The following is a 16,000-nucleotide window of genomic DNA, read 5'->3' on the forward strand; positions in this document are numbered from 1 at the left end:
CGGTGAACGCCCGCTACCTGCGCATGCCCCATGTCGAAAGCGGTATGGTGGTCGGCCTGTTCGGCGGATCCTTCAACCCGCCGCACCAGGGTCATGTGCTGGTTGCCGACACGGCGATCCAACGCCTCGGGCTCGACCAACTCTGGTGGATGGTGACCCCGGGCAACCCGCTCAAGGATCACAACAATCTGGCGCCACTCGCCGACCGCATCGCCATGAGCGAAACGATCGCGCGCGACCCGCGCATCAAGGTGACGGCCTTCGAAAAGGCGCTCGGGCAGAGTTACACCGCCCGCACGCTGGACATCGTGCGCGCCCGCAACCGCGACATCCGCTTCGTCTGGATCATGGGCGCCGACAACCTGAGGAGCTTCCACCGCTGGCAGAACTGGCGGAAGATCGCCCGGACCTTCCCGATCGCCGTCATCGATCGGCCGGGTTCGACACTTGCCTATCTCTCCTCGCGCATGGCCAAGACCTTCGATTATGCCCGCATCGACGAGGACCACGCACGGCGCCTCGCTTTTCACGCCGCGCCCGCCTGGACCTTCATCCATGGGCCGCGCTCATCGATGAGTTCGACAGCGCTCCGGGCGGCGACGGCGGCTCCCTCCAAATCGGAACCGATTTAGGGGTGAAGACCGGCTGCATTCGGAGTACAGCAACCTTCATCAGGCGCGCGACGCGGTCGGGTTGTGTGAATTCCCATGATTCAGTTCTGCTGTCTTGAAACCGCTACCGTTTGATGCCTACATTCATGGACGGTTCGATCTTTGTTCGAATCGAAAGTGCCTGTTCTGTTCATGTGGAAAGGAAAGACCCTGACAACAGCACACGCCAAGGGATATGCGGTCTCCGCATTCCCGCGCAGCACGGGATCTAGCGACGAAGCCGCTGTCCGTGCGCTTCAACTGGTCCTCGAAAGCCTAGAGGACTCGAAGGCAGAAGATATAGTCAGCATCAACATTGCCGGAAAATCGGCGCTGGGAGACTTCATGGTCGTTGTCTCCGGGCGATCGACGCGGCATGTGATGGCTATTGCCGATCACCTGACGACCGACCTGAAAGATGGGGGCTTTGGCAACGCCCGTGTCGAAGGTCTGGAAGGCGGTGACTGGGTGCTGATCGACACCGGCGATGTGATCGTTCACATCTTCCGGCCGGAGATCCGGGAGTTCTACAACATCGAGAGGATGTGGGCAGCTCCTGAGATCGAGGACGGCACCTTGCATTAAGACCGACCGGGTCGCCGCGCAGCCGAATGCCGGACGAGCCGAGATACGGTCATGCGTGAATTTGAAGGGCTGGCGCCGTATTGAGCGGCGTTGTCAGCCGGAAGTTTGCTGCGACTGATCGTAACCTTCGGCCCCGTTTCCGGACAAGGCGCGCAACGACGCTGCGAAGTTCCATGGACGCGGCATAAGGTTCTCCTTGAATCGATCCGATTTCAGGAACTATGCAGTGCGCGTTGCAGCGCAAGCGAGGACGGATAAGGTCATGCGTATCGGACTTTTCGCAGTCGGCCGCCTCAAGGCGGGGCCGGAAAAGGATCTCGCGGCCCGTTATCTCGATCGCTTTTCCAAGGCCGGTCCGGCGATCGGTCTTGAGCTGTCTCGTGTCGTCGAAGTCAACGAAAGCCGTGCGTCGAATGCCGAGACACGCAAGCGAGAGGAAGCCTCCCAGCTTGAGAAGGCACTTGCCGAGGGCAGTCTACTTGTTCTTCTCGACGAACGGGGCAAGGCGCTCGATTCCGAAGGTTTCGCATCGCTTCTCGGCACGTTTCGCGACAGTGGCAAGCGCGACCTGATGATCGCGATCGGTGGCGCCGATGGTCTCGATCCGCATCTGCACGCCCGCGCCGATGCGGTACTCAACCTTGGAAAGATGACCTGGCCGCACCAGCTGGTGCGCATCCTGATCGCCGAGCAGCTTTACCGCGCCGTCACCATTCTCTCCGGCCACCCCTATCATCGGGTCTAGGGGAAGCAATTTTCCGCCGACATCCCGCTCGCGCCAACACGCACTGATAACGAGAATATGCTTGGTCGTGTGCGCCAAATCAGATTAGGTTTTTTCCTCATATTTTCGAATGGACGCACGCAACGGATGACGCGCCGAGGCAGAGCCAGCGTTTTCAGCATGGGAAGAGACGACGCAGGACGGCTTGGCCGGAAAGCGGCGGCCTTTGCCTTTGCGCTCGCGATCGGCCTGCCCGCGGGCGCCCAGGAAGTTACACCGCCCGGGGCCACGATGGCCGGGCAGGAACAGGGTCCGCCCGATCCTGCCGCAGACCTCACCCTTCGCCGCAACAGCACGCGCAGCGAGCTCGACGCGCTTTCGAAGACCATTACGCTGTCGCAGGAGCGCGCCAATGCGCTGACGGAGACCATCGCCGAGATCGACAAGACCAACGAGACCCTGCGGGCTGCGATCGTTGAGTCTGCCAAGAAGCGCCAGGATCTTGAGCAGCAGATCGTCGACGGCGAAAAGAAATTGAGCGATCTTCGGACCAAGGAAGATGCTGTGCGAAAGTCGCTGCACGCGCGCCGCGGCGTGCTCGCCGAGGTTCTCGCCGCTCTGCAGCGGATGGGACGCAACCCGCCGCCGGCGATTTTGGTGACGCCGGAGGATGCGCTGGCATCGGTGCGCAGCGCCATTCTGCTCGGCGCCGTCGTGCCGGGCCTTCGCAAGGAGACCGAAAACCTGGTGGCCGACCTGAAGGCGCTCTCGGACATTCGCGCCGGCATCGACAAGCAGCGGGAAGACCTGACCGCGGCAATGACGGCCAATGTCGAAGAAGAACGCCGCATGTCGATGCTGGTCGCCGAAAAGGAGAAGCTGCGCCAGTCGAGCGCCAGCGAGCTCGCCGCCGAACAGCGCAAGGCCCAGGAGCTGGCCAGCCAGGCCACCAATCTCCAGGGCCTGATCGGCTCGCTCGAAAGCCAGATTTCCTCTGTGCGCGAGGCCGCCGAAGCGGCGCGCGCCCAGGAGGAGGAGCGCCGACGCATGAGCGATGCCGAGCGCGAGGCGGCACGCGAATTGGCCCGCAACGCGGTGCCCGACAAAAACCGCATTGCCCCCGCATATGTGTTTTCGGAGCTGAGGAACAAGCTTGCCTATCCTGCCGCGGGATCGCTGTTACGCAAGTTCGGCGATGCGGACGGCACGGGGCATTCGCTGCAAGGGATCATGTTGGAAACCAATCCCGGCGCGCTGGTGACTGCGCCGTCAGATGGCTGGATCGTCTATGCAGGCAATTTCCGCAGTTATGGGCAGATGATCATTCTCAACCCGGGTGACGGCTACCACGTCGTACTGGCGGGCATGGAGAAGGTGAGCGTACAGCCCGGACAGTTTGTCGTGGCCGGCGAGCCGCTGGCGACGATGGGGGCGAAAAGAGTGGCGAGCGCTGCGGCCTTGGCGCTGGAAACGGACCGGCCGACGCTTTACATTGAATTCCGGAAAGACGGGAAACCGGTTGATTCCCGACCGTGGTGGACCGCAGCAGAGGTTGGAAAGGCGCGAAATGATACGTAGGGCTTCACTTGTTCTGGTCGGGGCGCTGATGGGCGCGACCGCGATGGGCGTGGTTTATTCGGCTGTCGTTCCGGCCGTCGCTGCCAACACCTCGACCTATCGCGAACTGGCAATTTTTGGCGACGTATTCGAACGCGTACGCGCGCAATACGTGACGCCGCCGCAGGATGACAAGCTGATCGAGAATGCCATCAACGGCATGCTCTCGTCGCTTGATCCGCATTCGAGCTACATGAACTCGGCCGACGCCGAGGACATGCGTACCCAGACCCGCGGTGAATTCGGCGGTCTCGGCATCGAAGTTACGATGGAAGACGATCTCGTCAAGGTCACGAGCCCGATCGACGATACGCCTGCTGCGCGCGCTGGCGTGCTTGCCGGTGACTTCATTTCGAAGATCGACGGTGCGGACGTTCGCGGCCTGAAGCTTGAAGACGCCGTTGAAAAGATGCGTGGCGCTGTCGGCACTCCGATCAAGCTGACGATCCTGCGCAAGGGTGCGGACAAGCCGATCGAATTGACGATCGTTCGCGACGTCATTGCCGTTCGCGCCGTCAAGTTCCGCACCGAAGGCGACGTCGGCTACCTGCGCGTCATCTCCTTCACGGAGAAGACCTACGACGACCTGAAGAAGGGCATCGAGAAGATCAAAGCGGACGTGCCGGCCGACAAGCTCAAGGGCTATGTCCTCGACCTGCGCCTCAACCCGGGTGGCCTGCTTGACCAGGCGATCAACGTCTCCGACGCCTTCCTGGAGCGCGGCGAGGTCGTTTCGACCCGTGGCCGCAACCCGGACGAAACCCGCCGCTTCAACGCGACGCCGGGCGACCTGACCGACGGCAAGCCGGTAATCGTGCTCATCAACGGCGGTTCGGCCTCCGCTTCGGAAATCGTCGCGGGCGCCCTGCAGGACCTGAAGCGTGCGACCGTGCTCGGCACGCGCTCCTTCGGCAAGGGTTCGGTCCAGACGATCATCCCGCTCGGCGAAGCCGGTGCGCTGCGTCTGACGACCGCGCTCTACTACACGCCGTCGGGCAAATCGATCCAGGGCACGGGCATCACCCCGGACATCAAGGTCGAACAGCCGCTGCCGCCGGAACTGCTCGGCAAGGTCGAGGCTCAAGGCGAGTCCGATCTGCGTGGCCACATCCAGGGCCAGAGCGAGACCGACGAAGGTTCGGGCTCGGTCGCCTATGTGCCGCCGGAACCGAAGGACGACCTGCAGCTCAACTACGCGCTCGACCTCTTGCGCGGCAAGAAGTCGGATCCGTCCTTCCCGGCCAGTCCGGAACAGGCTCAGCTGAAGAAATAAGCCTGAGACGATATTCAATCGAGAGCGCCGCGTGTTCGAAAGACCACGCGGCGTTCTGCATTTCAGCAGGACGCGCCCCGCCCAGGGCAGATGCACTGGTCAACGCTTCACAGCTAAATTATAGGGGTACAGGCGCTGCCGCGGGCACTGATTCTCAGGCCACCGGTGCGCTGAGAGAGGAACAGGCGAAGTGTCTCAGTGCCGCCTCGCTCGATAGCGCCACGCGTCCTGTCAGGTGCGCAAGGAGCGCTGCAGCATTTTGAATTGCTGCACGTTTTGTCCTTTGATCGACTGTGATCAAAGGCAGGCATGCAGAAGCGGCAACATCGCACAGACCGACCGAGGCTCCGTTTGGGAACTGATCTCAATGCCCCCCTGGGCCAGAACCGGCGGGTAAAGCCAGCGGCGAAGCGCAATCCCGGACGTCTGCTCGGGTTCTCTCTTCTCGGCCTTTGTATAGCGTCAGTGGTCGGACTGTCATTGTGGGGCAGCCTTGCGCCGGACGGGCTGAAGCGCGGCCAGACCGAAACGGCGATGACCGAAAGCGCCAAGGGCGACGGCGAGAAACCGTCGAAGGCGGCAAACAGCCAGTCGGGCGCCGGCGGAACGATGAAGCCGGGAACCGCCTACTCCGGCGCCGACGTCGAGCACACGCTCACCGACGACGGCTCCACCGTTACGACGTTTTCGCCGCGCAGCCGTGACGGCAAGGGCCCTGCTCTTATCAATGTCGGTCCGATCCGCGGCCAGGATCCGCGTATGGCCGCCATGCCCAATGACGACCTCCTGGAGGACAGCCCAGCCGGGCGTCTACCGATTATCGGTCCGGACGGGCTGCGCCCGATGGATCAATATGCACGCCCCTGGTCCGGCGCACGTGGCACCCGCATCGCGCTCATCGTCGGCGGCCTTGGCCTCAGCCAGACCGGAACGCAGAAGGCAATCCGCGACCTGCCAGGCGAAGTGACGCTGGGATTTGCCACAGCCGGAAACAGCCTGCAGCGCTGGATGCAGGAGGCGCGCCGAAGCGGCCACGAGCTCCTGCTACAGCTGCCGATGGAGCCGTTCGACTACCCGGCCAACGATCCCGGTCCCAATGCCTTGCGCATCGGCCTCGGTGAAAAGAAAAACCTTGCGGAATTGCATCGCAACCTCGCCGAAATCACCAACTACACCGGCGTCATGAATTATCTCGGCGGTCGTTTCCTGTCGGATGCCGATGCGCTGGAGCCGGTCATGCGCGATCTCGGCAAGCGCGGCCTGCTGTTTCTGGACGACGGTACGTCGGCGCAATCGCTCTCGGGTAAGCTCGCCGATGCCTTCGATGTGCCGCATGGTTTTGCCGACCTGACGCTCGACACCGAACTCAGCCGCGGTGCGATCCTGCGCAAGCTCGATGAGCTGGAGCGCATAGCGCGGCGCAACGGCACCGCCATCGGCGTCGCCTCCGCTTTCGACGAAAGCGTCAGCGCGATCGCCTCCTGGATCGGCGAAGCACAGGGACGCGGCATCGAGATCGTCGGCGTGTCCGCGCTCGTCAAGGATCCGCAACAGAACTAGCGTACACGCAACCCGATCGGAATGCATGGATATGGAAGGAAGAGGCAGCCGATGAGCAAGGACAAGAAACTGAAGGCGGAAGACCTGCCTTACCGCCCCTGCGTCGGCGTCATGGTGCTGAACCGCGCCGGCCTCGTCTGGGCCGGCCACCGGATCGCCGTCGGCAATTCCGAATATGACGGTTCGCCGCAGCAGTGGCAGATGCCGCAGGGTGGCATCGACAAGGGTGAAGACCCGCTGAAGGCGGCCTATCGCGAACTTTACGAGGAGACTGGAATGCGCTCGGTCTCGCTGCTGGCGGAAGCGCCGGGCTGGATCAATTACGACCTGCCGACGCATCTGATCGGCATTGGCCTCAAGGGCAAGTTTCGCGGCCAGACGCAGCGCTGGTATGCCTTCCGCTTCGAGGGCGACGAGAACGAAATCGCCATCAACCCGCCACCCGGCGGCCACGAACCGGAGTTCGACGCCTGGGACTGGAAGCCGATGCGTGACCTGCCGGAGATGATCGTGCCGTTCAAGCGCAAGGTCTACGAGGAAGTCGTCACGGCCTTCGCGCATCTCGCGCCGTAATCCAGCCCCCCGGATGAAGATACAAAAAGGCCGGCGATGTCGCCGGCCTTTCTTTGTGACATTTGCACCGAGCTTAGTCGGCTTCGGCCTCGTTGGCCGGGGCAGCGTTGAGCTGGCCGTATTTCTCTTCACCGATCTTGTCGAGCAACTCGAGCTGGGTTTCGAGGAAGTCGATATGGCCTTCTTCGTCGGCGAGCAGCTCTTCGAAGAGCTTCATGGAGACATAGTCTCCGGCGGCGTGACAGATGTCGCGCGATTTCTTGTAGGCGGTGCGAGCGTCGTATTCGCCGGCAAGGTCGGCCTTCAGCACTTCCTTGACGTTCTGGCCGATGCGCAGCGGTGCAACCGTCTGCAGGTTGGGGTGGCCTTCAAGGAAGATGATGCGCGCGACGAGCTTGTCGGCATGCTGCATCTCCTCGATGGATTCCGCGCGCTCCTTCTTGGCGAGAAGCGTGTAACCCCAGTCTTCGAGGAGGCGGTAATGCAACCAGTACTGGTTAACGGCACCGAGTTCGAGATAGAGCGCTTCGTTAAGCTGCTCGATGACCTTTTTGTCGCCTTTCAAGATCCGCCCTCCGGTTGTCTTCGTGGAATTGTCTAAGGCGGGTCATGAAATCAAATATCTCAGCGTCCGTCGAGTCGCGGTGCGCGTGATATTGCTCGGTGGTGCGAATGATGATGTCGACGACATTGGGGAAGCAGCCGCAGCAGCGACCGCGCTTTTCCATCGCGTGATAGACTTTCGCCGGCACGATCAGCTGCCAACAGTCGTCGTTGAGGAGACCGATGATCGTGTCCTCGATCTCTTTTTCCGTGATGAAATTGCAGCTGCAAACCAGCATGTCGTCTCGCCTGTCGTACGCAACGCCCTGTGTCAGCGCATAAAGCAAAACAGGACATTTAGTGTCAACTAAAAACTCCGCGAGCGGAAGTTGCAGGTTGATTAGAACGACTCTAATATTGACAAAAAGCTTCGTCTTTTCAGAATATTAGAGAAATATGAAGGACTATTCTTGCAGACCTAAGGTCGATCCTGCTGCAGGTCTCCTGCGACATTTTTACACACACCAAGGGTTCCTCCCATCAAACACTGCCAGGAAGAGCCCCCAACGGCAGTCTCGCCGAATGGTCCGGCAAACCGCTCCGGGCGTCGCGCAAGATGAACGGCTCATTTCACCGCAAGGCCCACCCGCGCCGCCCTTTGAGGCGGTGCGGGTGGGCCTCTGCCATCAATGGAAATTGCGTCCCTTCGGCATCACGTCCGCGACCTCGGCCGTCGCCTGCCGTGGCCTGCCATCGGATTCCCGGATTATCGGCAGGCGCAGATTGCCCTGCGCCTTCTTCTCGCGCGCGTCGCCGGTCGGTCTCAGCGCTTCGTCGGCGCGGTCGCTGCCCCCGAACCGCCGGGCTTCCTTGCGCAGCAGTCCCAGCATCGGCGTGATGTCCTCGATGTGTTCGGCGACCACATGGATGACGCTGCTTTCGCGCTGCAGCCGGCCGCGGATCTTGACGAGGCGTGCCCCCATGACCACCGGGCGATAGGTCGTAAACACTTTTGGCCAGACGATCGCATTGGCGACACCAGTCTCGTCCTCGATCGTCATGAAGATGACGCCCTTGGCCGAGCCCGGACGCTGGCGAACGAGCACCAGCCCGGCGACCGTTATCCGCCGCCCGACCGGAGCAGTCGCAAGCGTGCGGCTGGTGACGATGCCCTGCGCGGCAAGTGTGTCTCTGAGGAAGGAGACCGGATGCGCCTTCAGCGAGAAAGAGAGATAACGATAGTCGTTGATCACCTGCTCGCCCGCCAGCATCTCCGGCAGGATCATCGCGGGCTCCGGCCGCAACTCCTCTCTCGCAGCACCCTCGAAGAGCGGCAGCCGCTCGGCCGCACTCTTTTCATCCAGAGCCTTCACCGCCCAAAGCGCCTTGCGACGATCGAGCCCGATCGAGCGGAAGGCATCGGCATCGGCGAGCCGCTCGAGCGCTGAACGGGAGAGGCCGGAGCGTAACCAGAGATCACGAACCGACCCGTAACCGGCACCCCTATTGGCGACGAGTTTATCTTCAAGCTCCTTTTGGTTCAGCCCCTTGATCGAATTGAAACCGAGGCGCATCGCCTTCGTCGTCCTGATCACGTCCTCCATCTCGCGGTGGCGCGGCTCGATGGCGTTGCGATCCAGGCCACCCGCTTCGAGATCGGCATCCCAGACCGAATGATTGATGTCGACGGGCAGCACCCGGACCCCATGCTCCCGCGCGTCCCGCACCAATTGCCCGGGCGCGTAAAAACCCATCGGCTGTGAGTTCAGGAGCGCCGCGCAGAAGACATCGGGATAATAGGTTTTCAGCCAGCAGGAGACATAGACGAGCAGCGCGAAGGACGCCGCGTGGCTTTCCGGAAAGCCATATTCGCCAAAACCTTCGATCTGCTTGAAGCAACGCTCGGCGAAATCGCGCGGATAGTTGTTCTTGACCATGCCTTCGATCATCTTCTCGTGGAAGGTATGGATGGTGCCGGTGCGCTTGAAGGTCGCCATCGCCCGCCGCAACTGGTCGGCCTCACTGGGCGAAAAACCGGCGGCAGTGATGGCAATCTGCATCGCCTGCTCCTGGAACAGCGGCACGCCGAGCGTCCGTTCCAGAACGACCTCTAATTCAGGGCTCGGATATTCGATAGGTATCCCAAGAGCATGCTGCTCCCGCCGTTTCAGATAGGGATGCACCATGTTGCCCTGGATCGGCCCCGGCCGGACGATCGCCACCTCGATGACGAGATCATAGAATTTCCTGGGCTTCAGCCGCGGCAGCATGCTCATCTGCGCCCGGCTCTCGATCTGGAAGACGCCGATCGTATCGGCGCGGCAGATCATGTCGTAGACGGCCTTCTGATGATCCTTGAAGAGCTGGTGCAGGGTTCTCTTCTCACCGTAATGCCGGTCGAGCAGATCGAAGGCCCGGGCGATGCAGGTCAGCATGCCGAGCGCCAGCACGTCGATCTTCAGGATCTTCAGCGTGTCGAGGTCGTCCTTGTCCCACTCGATCATGAAGCGGTCGGGCATCGCCGTGTTCATGATCGGCACCACCTCGTCGAGCCGGTCGCGGGTCATGACGAAGCCGCCGACATGCTGGGAAAGATGGCGCGGGAAACTCATCAGCTCGCTGGCATAATCGAGCACCTTCACGGTCGTCGGGTCCTTCGTGTCGAGACCGGCGGCCTGCGCCTCGCGTTCTGAGAGATCGGCGACCGACCAGCCCCAGACCGAGCCGGCAAGCGCCGATTGTACGTCTTCTGAGAACCCGAAAGCCTTGGCGGTCTCGCGACCGGCGGAACGCGCCCGGTAGCTGATGACGGCGGCCGTCAGCCCCGCATGTTCCTTGCCATAGGTCTCATAAATATGCTGGATGACCCTCTCCCGCTTCTCGTGCTCGAAATCGACGTCGATATCCGGCGGCTCGTCCCGTTCGGTCGAGAGGAAGCGATCGAAAAGCAGGGTGGTCGAAAGCGGGTCGACTTCGGTAATCCTCAGGCAGTAACAGACGGTGGAATTCGCCGCCGAACCGCGGCCCTGGCACAGGATTTCGGCGCCACGCGCAAACTGCATGATGTTGCGCACCGTCAGGAAGTAGGGCTCGTAACGTTTGCCGGCGATCAGCTCGAGCTCATACTCGATCTGCGTCGAAACCTTCTCAGGAATCTCACCGGGATACCGCTCGCGCGCGCCCTCCATCGTCAGCCGCCGCAGCGTCTGCGTCGGTGTTTCGCCAGGAATGCTCTCATCCGGATATTGATATTCGAGATCCGACAGCGAGAACTTCAGACGCCCAAAGAAATGCCCGGTATTGGCGATCGCTTCCGGATAATCGCGGAAGATGCGCGCCATTTCGGCAGGCGTCTTCAGATGTCGTTCGGCATTGGCGTGCAACCGATAGCCGGCGGCAGCGATCGTCACATGCTCGCGGATGGCGGTGACGACATCGGCAAGCGGTCGCCGGTCAGCGGCATGAAACAGCGGACTGTTGGTGGCGACGAGCCTGACTGACGCATGGCGGGCAATGGTCGCAAGCCCGGCAAAGGCAAACTGGTCGAAGCCGTCATAACGCGGCACCAGCGCCAGATAGAGCCGGTTGGCGAAATGCGGTTTCAACCGCTTGAGGAAATCGGCAAGCAGGGTTGCCTCCGGCGCGCCGATCACCGGGCCGGGCAGCACGGCAAGCAAGAGATCCTCGCCCCATTCGATGAGATCGGTCTCGTAGAGCGTGCAGGTGCCTTTCTTGGCGCGCAGGTTTCCGGCACTCAGCATCCGGCAGAGATTGCCCCAGCCGCGGCGATTTAAGGGATAGGCGAGCACGTCAGGCAGGTCTTCGGCAAAGGAGAGCCGCGCGCCTGGCTGGAAGGCATATTTCTCCACCTTGGCCTGCGCATGCGCGCGCACCACGCCGGCGACGGTATTGCGATCGGCAATGCCGAGGCCGCCAATGCCGAGGCGGCTTGCCGCAACAACCATCTCGCCCGGATGGGAAGCGCCTTCGAGGAAGGAAAAGTTCGACCAGGCGCCGATCTCGAAATAGGGCACAGCGTTACTCATGCGAAGACTCCATGCATGAACCAGCGCGGCGGAGCGCTCGCGCCATAATGGCCCTCGCGGAACAGCCAGAACCGCCGACCGCTATCGTCTTCCACCCGGAAATAATCGCGCTCCAGCGCCGGCTCGCCATCGAGCCACCATTCGCCGGCAATCCGTTCCGGCCCTTCGGCCCGCGCGATGCGGTGCAGCGTGCGCCGCCAGCGAAAGCTTCTCGGCGGCCCCTCCGGCACCTCGGCGACCGCCTCCACCGGCTCGGGGCTTGGAAAGAGCCGTTGCGGCCGGGCCGCCGCGGCAAGCAGAGGCGCCGGAATGTTTGCGGCCGGCTCCCCGGCCTTGCTGATCAGCGCCATGTCCGCAAGCGGGCGGAAGGTCGCTGCCCGCTCCGGAACATGGCTTTCCGAGAGAGCCGGCACCATGAGGCTCTCCGCTCCGAAGCGCGCCATGACCCGATCGGCGAAGGCCGCAAGCGGGCGCTCGCGATCCGGCGTGCCGGAAAAATCCTCCTGCATCACCTCGTATTTTTCGCTCTTCGGCACCGAGAGCCTCAAGATTTCGAAGCCGAAGCCGGCATCGAGATCCTCATGCACCGCCTGCAGGCGCTCTCGGAAAAGACCGGCGACGCGCCGCGGCTCGTTGAGCGGCGAAGATGTGCCGGCGGCGATGCGGAAGACCGCGCCATCGACACGGAAGAGCAGCAGTTCGAACAGGCGTCCGCCCTCCCCGCGCTTTTCCAGTTCCGGCTTCAGCCGCAGCGCCAGTTCTTCCGTCAGGCCTAAAATATCGTCTTCGCCCTGAACCGGTTCGCCGAGACGGCGTTCGACCGAAAGGGCCGCGACGGGCAGCCGTGGCGACAGCGGTTCGTCCTCCCGCCCCAGCGCCTGATCGAGGCGCAGAAGCAGGGTTGCGCCGAACCGGCGGGCAAGCGGCGCGCGCGGCGCCTCGATGATGTCGCCGATCTGCTTGAGCCCGACCCGGCCAAGCGTTTCGATCATCTCCTGCGACAACCGCAGCGCCGCCATCGGCAACGGTGCCAGCGCCCGCGCCGCCTCGTCCTCGGCAAGGATATCGTCGGAGCCGAAACGCGCTACCGCCCAGGAGAGCCCGGCGGAAGAGGAGATCGCCGCCCGGGCCTCGACACCCAGATGAAAAAGGCGAGCGAGCAGATCGTCGAGCAGTGCCTTTTCCCCGCCGAGAAGATGGGCGCAGCCGGTGATGTCGAGAAAGAGACCGCTGTCACCATCGAGCGCGACGAGCGGCGTATAGCGGCTGCACCAGTCCGCAAGGCCCGCAAGCAGCGCCCGGTCGGCGACGGGATCGGCCGGCAACACGTCGATCTCGGGACACATGGCCCGAGCCTCGGCAACACCCTGACCGATATGAAACCCCTGCTTTTCGGCATAGCCGTCGAGCGCGACGAGACGCATCGCACTCTTCACCTTGTCGGCGAAGACGACGGGCGGATGCTCAGGACGCCCGCGGGAAAGCCACGAGTTCCCCCAGCGCTTGCGGGCGACCCGATCGGCCGGAAGATGCGGAAAGGCGAGCGACAGAATGCGCTGGTTCTGGATCTGCCGCAGCAGCGGCTGGTAGGGGCTCGACGGGGTAAAGGCGGCGGTCATGGGGGTTCCACTCCAGGAAGAAGCCGAGCGGCGCAGGAGCCCTGCTCTTCTCGGCAATGACGTGAAAGACGGGATGGCCGATGCTGCCGCGAAGCATCGATCCATCCGGTAGGGGGCGCTCGCGCGCCGGGGCCGGCTCGACGAGGAAGCGGAAGAAAGCGCTGCTGGCCTCCTCGTGTCCGGACTGGCGCAGAAGCAGAAGGGGGATGTGGCCCGCCCGTGAGCGGACATGCAGGCGCCGGCTTTCGCTAAGCGCCAGGGCTGCGGGATTGCCGCGAATTTCGAGGATCACGGCACAGAAGGTCGGGACGGAAAGCGCGGCTTCAGCGATCCAGAGCGCATCCTTCACCGTGCGAGGCAGGCTGAAGACGAGGCCGCGGACATCGAGGCCGAAAGCCTTGAGACCCAACCCGTAGGGCATGCCCGCTTCGTTGGAAGCCATCGCCTGGCTGATCCAGAGTACGGGCGCCACCGGCTCGCCCTTTTCCAGGCGCGCCTGCTGACAGAGCACGCTAAGTGCGGCAGCAAATCCGGCGGCAGCACCGGCATCACGCGTTTCGGCATTGCGGATTTCCGTCATGCCTTCGAGCGGCAGACCGCCTTCGAGAAGCGCGTCCAGATCCCGAACGCCAAGCGCAAGCGCCTTGCGCCCCGGCTCATCTTCCTCACGTTGACGGAAGCCGCCGGGATCGGCCGTCCTGGCGGCTCGCACGACGCCCGGAAGCCGACGGTTTTCGATCCTGGCTATGGTTTCTCGGAGCGAAAGCACCGTCTCCCGCTCCACGGCTTTGTCGGCCATGACGGTCAACTCCCATCAGAATGTTCATGTTATGTTCTATTAGATTCCAGAGCTTCCTAAATGAGTCAACAGCCAATTCTAAGAATTTATTCCTGCCCCTGTGCGCAGGGAATTCAACACTCGAAAAACACTGGCAAAATCGCTATATGGAGGGCAACAAGGAGTGCCTATGGCCCGCATTGACCAGACCGATGATTGGCGGGAACGCCACGCACCGACGCTCACCACCTTCGAACAGCTCGCGCTGGAAGCCTACAGCCATCTGCCGCAGGAGTTCCGCCAGCTGACGACCGACCTCATCATCGAAGTCGCCGACTTCCCGAGCGACGACGTCTTCGAGGATATGGCGCTGGAGACGCCCTTCGATCTGCTCGGCCTCTTCGAAGGCCGCGGCATCAGCGAGCGCTTCACCATGGAAACCGGCCAGTTCCCGAACCGGATCACGCTTTATCGCCGTCCGATCATCGACTATTGGGCGGAGAACGAGGAGACGCTGGGCGATATCATCACCCACGTGCTGATCCACGAGATCGGCCACCATTTCGGCCTCTCCGACGACGACATGGAACGGATCGAGGCAAGCGTCGAACACGTCGGCGGCTGACACTTCATTTGCCTATCATCCACGCGGTGAGGGCTGCCCCTCATCCGCGCGGTGAGGAAGCCCCTCATCCGCCTGCCGGCACCTTCTCCCCGCAGGCGGGGCGAAGGAAACCTGCGGCACCCGCTCGCATTCATACCCAATTCCAGAAGCGGGCTTCACGTGCCGACTATTCGCGATGACCAAGCGTCAGTCGCGTCCCCTCTCCCCGCCCGCAGGGAGAGGGTTAGGGTGAGGGCAGCCGCTGAAACAGCTAGGCCTACTGTTCCGACAGCTTGGTATCCGGGGTGTAATCCTTGCCCTCGACCTCTTTGACCACCGCCTGGCCGCACTGCATGTGCTGCGTATCCGCATTGAAGGCATAGGTGGGCGAGCCGTGCAGGCTCCAGCCCTGGTTCAGCGCCGCCGTCACCTTGTGGCAGAAAGAGGCGTCGTCAGGGCCGGTCAGGAAGCGGTAGAGTTTCAAGATCTTCTCTTTCGTTGTTCGATAAGGTCCGCCTTGGCGGCAAGCGTCACGGCCTGGTCGAGGTGCAACCGCTCGACCATACGCCCGTTGAGATTGATGACGCCCTTGCCGGCGTTTTCCGGAAGCGCAAAGGCGGCGATGATCGCGCGCGCCTCGTCGACGGCAACCTGCTCCACGCCGAAGCGCTCGTTCGCCGGGCCAATCTGGGTGGGATGGATCAGCATCTTGCCGTCATAGCCCATGTCGCGGCCCTGCCGGCATTCCTCGTCGAAGCCCGCCGCATCACGGAAATCGTTGAACACGGCGTCGATGACATCAAGGCCGCCGCCGCGCGCCGCCAGCAGGATCTGCATCAGCCAGGAAATCAGATAGGGGCGACCAGGGCGATCCGGCACGCCGGTCTCCTTGCGCAGGTCGTTGAGGCCGACGACGAAACAATCGAGCCTGCCGCTGAAGGTGCGGCCGGTCTCGGCGATTGCCGGCGCGTTGATCACCCCGCGCGGCGTTTCGATCATCGCCCAGAGACGCAACGTTTCCGGCGCGTCGTTCTCGTCGAGCCATTCGGCCGCCGCCTGAATATCCGCCGGGCTTTCGACCTTCGGCAGGAGAATGGAATCGGGATTGGCCGCTAGCACTGCGGCGAGATCGTGATGACCGAAATCGGAGCCGATCGCATTGATGCGGATGACGATTTCGCAGTCCGGCCGGTTCGCCGTCAGATACTGCACCAGAGCCTCACGCGCTTCCACCTTGCGCTCGGGCGCAACCGCATCCTCGAGATCGAAGATCGCGGCATCGGTTGCGAGTTCAGCGACCTTGGCAAGCGCGCGGACATTGTCGGCCGGCACCGAGAGCACCGAGCGGCGCAGACGCACGGGGTGATGTTCGATCGATTTGTTCATGTTTCAGTTGTGCCTGCCTTTGCCGCGTTCCGCAAGACGAGG

15 protein-coding genes are annotated in these 16,000 nt (G+C 62.6%); 8 read left to right on the top strand and 7 right to left on the bottom strand.

Features of this window, described 5'->3' with window-relative positions:
* Window positions 1-2 precede the first annotated feature (2 nt).
* The 7 genes from LAC81_RS17490 to LAC81_RS17520 all read left to right on the top strand — a co-directional run bounded on the left by LAC81_RS17490 (window position 3) and on the right by LAC81_RS17520 (window position 6,982).
* Entirely contained in the window at window positions 3-632 is a 630-nt protein-coding gene (locus LAC81_RS17490; protein WP_223727847.1) for a nicotinate-nucleotide adenylyltransferase, read from the top strand.
* Window positions 633-803: 171 nt separating this feature from the next.
* Window positions 804-1,235, top strand: a complete 432-nt coding sequence (gene rsfS / locus LAC81_RS17495; protein WP_057254963.1) for a ribosome silencing factor — start codon at window positions 804-806, stop codon at window positions 1,233-1,235.
* Between the two features lie 262 nt (window positions 1,236-1,497).
* Window positions 1,498-1,980, top strand: coding sequence for a 23S rRNA (pseudouridine(1915)-N(3))-methyltransferase RlmH (gene rlmH / locus LAC81_RS17500; RefSeq protein ID WP_223725824.1), 483 nt, complete (start codon window positions 1,498-1,500; stop codon window positions 1,978-1,980).
* 159 nt (window positions 1,981-2,139) lie between these two features.
* Window positions 2,140-3,537, top strand: a complete 1,398-nt coding sequence (locus tag LAC81_RS17505) for a murein hydrolase activator EnvC family protein (RefSeq protein WP_113535303.1) — start codon at window positions 2,140-2,142, stop codon at window positions 3,535-3,537.
* Window positions 3,527-4,849 carry a S41 family peptidase gene (locus LAC81_RS17510; RefSeq protein WP_223725825.1) on the top strand — a complete coding sequence of 441 codons (1,323 nt, stop codon included), beginning with the start codon at window positions 3,527-3,529 and terminating at the stop codon, window positions 4,847-4,849. Before LAC81_RS17505 ends, LAC81_RS17510 begins: the two co-directional genes overlap by 11 nt.
* Window positions 4,850-5,200: 351 nt before the next feature.
* Complete coding sequence (locus LAC81_RS17515; RefSeq protein WP_223725826.1) at window positions 5,201-6,409, top strand: divergent polysaccharide deacetylase family protein; 1,209 nt, start codon at window positions 5,201-5,203, stop codon at window positions 6,407-6,409.
* A gap of 51 nt (window positions 6,410-6,460) precedes the next feature.
* Entirely contained in the window at window positions 6,461-6,982 is a 522-nt protein-coding gene (locus LAC81_RS17520; protein ID WP_113535306.1) for an RNA pyrophosphohydrolase, read from the top strand.
* Between the two features lie 73 nt (window positions 6,983-7,055).
* On the opposite strand, the gene bfr is transcribed toward LAC81_RS17520, so the two are convergent.
* The 5 genes from bfr to LAC81_RS17545 all read right to left on the bottom strand — a co-directional run bounded on the left by bfr (window position 7,056) and on the right by LAC81_RS17545 (window position 13,989).
* On the bottom strand, window positions 7,056-7,547 hold the full coding sequence (bfr, locus tag LAC81_RS17525) for a bacterioferritin (protein WP_034802698.1): 492 nt from the start codon (window positions 7,545-7,547) through the stop codon (window positions 7,056-7,058).
* Window positions 7,513-7,824, bottom strand: a complete 312-nt coding sequence (locus LAC81_RS17530) for a (2Fe-2S)-binding protein (RefSeq protein WP_113535307.1) — start codon at window positions 7,822-7,824, stop codon at window positions 7,513-7,515. The genes bfr and LAC81_RS17530 overlap by 35 nt, the downstream gene beginning before the upstream one ends.
* 387 nt (window positions 7,825-8,211) lie before the next feature.
* Complete coding sequence (locus LAC81_RS17535) at window positions 8,212-11,571, bottom strand: error-prone DNA polymerase (RefSeq protein ID WP_223725827.1); 3,360 nt, start codon at window positions 11,569-11,571, stop codon at window positions 8,212-8,214.
* Window positions 11,568-13,151: a DNA polymerase Y family protein gene (locus tag LAC81_RS17540; RefSeq protein WP_223727848.1), complete on the bottom strand. Its 1,584-nt coding sequence runs from the start codon at window positions 13,149-13,151 to the stop codon at window positions 11,568-11,570. The genes LAC81_RS17535 and LAC81_RS17540 overlap by 4 nt, the downstream gene beginning before the upstream one ends.
* Complete coding sequence (locus LAC81_RS17545; protein WP_223725828.1) at window positions 13,036-13,989, bottom strand: ImuA family protein; 954 nt, start codon at window positions 13,987-13,989, stop codon at window positions 13,036-13,038. The genes LAC81_RS17540 and LAC81_RS17545 overlap by 116 nt, the downstream gene beginning before the upstream one ends.
* Window positions 13,990-14,158: 169 nt before the next feature.
* Here LAC81_RS17545 and LAC81_RS17550 point away from each other — a divergent pair, with 169 nt between their 5' ends.
* The gene (locus LAC81_RS17550) at window positions 14,159-14,593 is read left to right on the top strand and encodes a metallopeptidase family protein (protein WP_223725829.1); all 435 of its coding nucleotides are present in this window, start codon (window positions 14,159-14,161) and stop codon (window positions 14,591-14,593) included.
* A gap of 256 nt (window positions 14,594-14,849) precedes the next feature.
* Here the strand turns inward: LAC81_RS17550 and LAC81_RS17555 are convergent, their stop codons facing one another.
* Together LAC81_RS17555 and LAC81_RS17560 are read right to left on the bottom strand one after the other, a co-directional pair.
* The gene (locus LAC81_RS17555) at window positions 14,850-15,056 is read right to left on the bottom strand and encodes a DUF1737 domain-containing protein (RefSeq protein WP_223725830.1); all 207 of its coding nucleotides are present in this window, start codon (window positions 15,054-15,056) and stop codon (window positions 14,850-14,852) included.
* Window positions 15,053-15,958, bottom strand: coding sequence for an HpcH/HpaI aldolase/citrate lyase family protein (locus tag LAC81_RS17560; RefSeq protein ID WP_223725831.1), 906 nt, complete (start codon window positions 15,956-15,958; stop codon window positions 15,053-15,055). The genes LAC81_RS17555 and LAC81_RS17560 overlap by 4 nt, the downstream gene beginning before the upstream one ends.
* Window positions 15,959-16,000: the final 42 nt, after the last annotated feature.

The sequence above is a fragment of the Ensifer adhaerens genome (assembly GCF_020035535.1).
Classification (GTDB): domain Bacteria; phylum Pseudomonadota; class Alphaproteobacteria; order Rhizobiales; family Rhizobiaceae; genus Ensifer.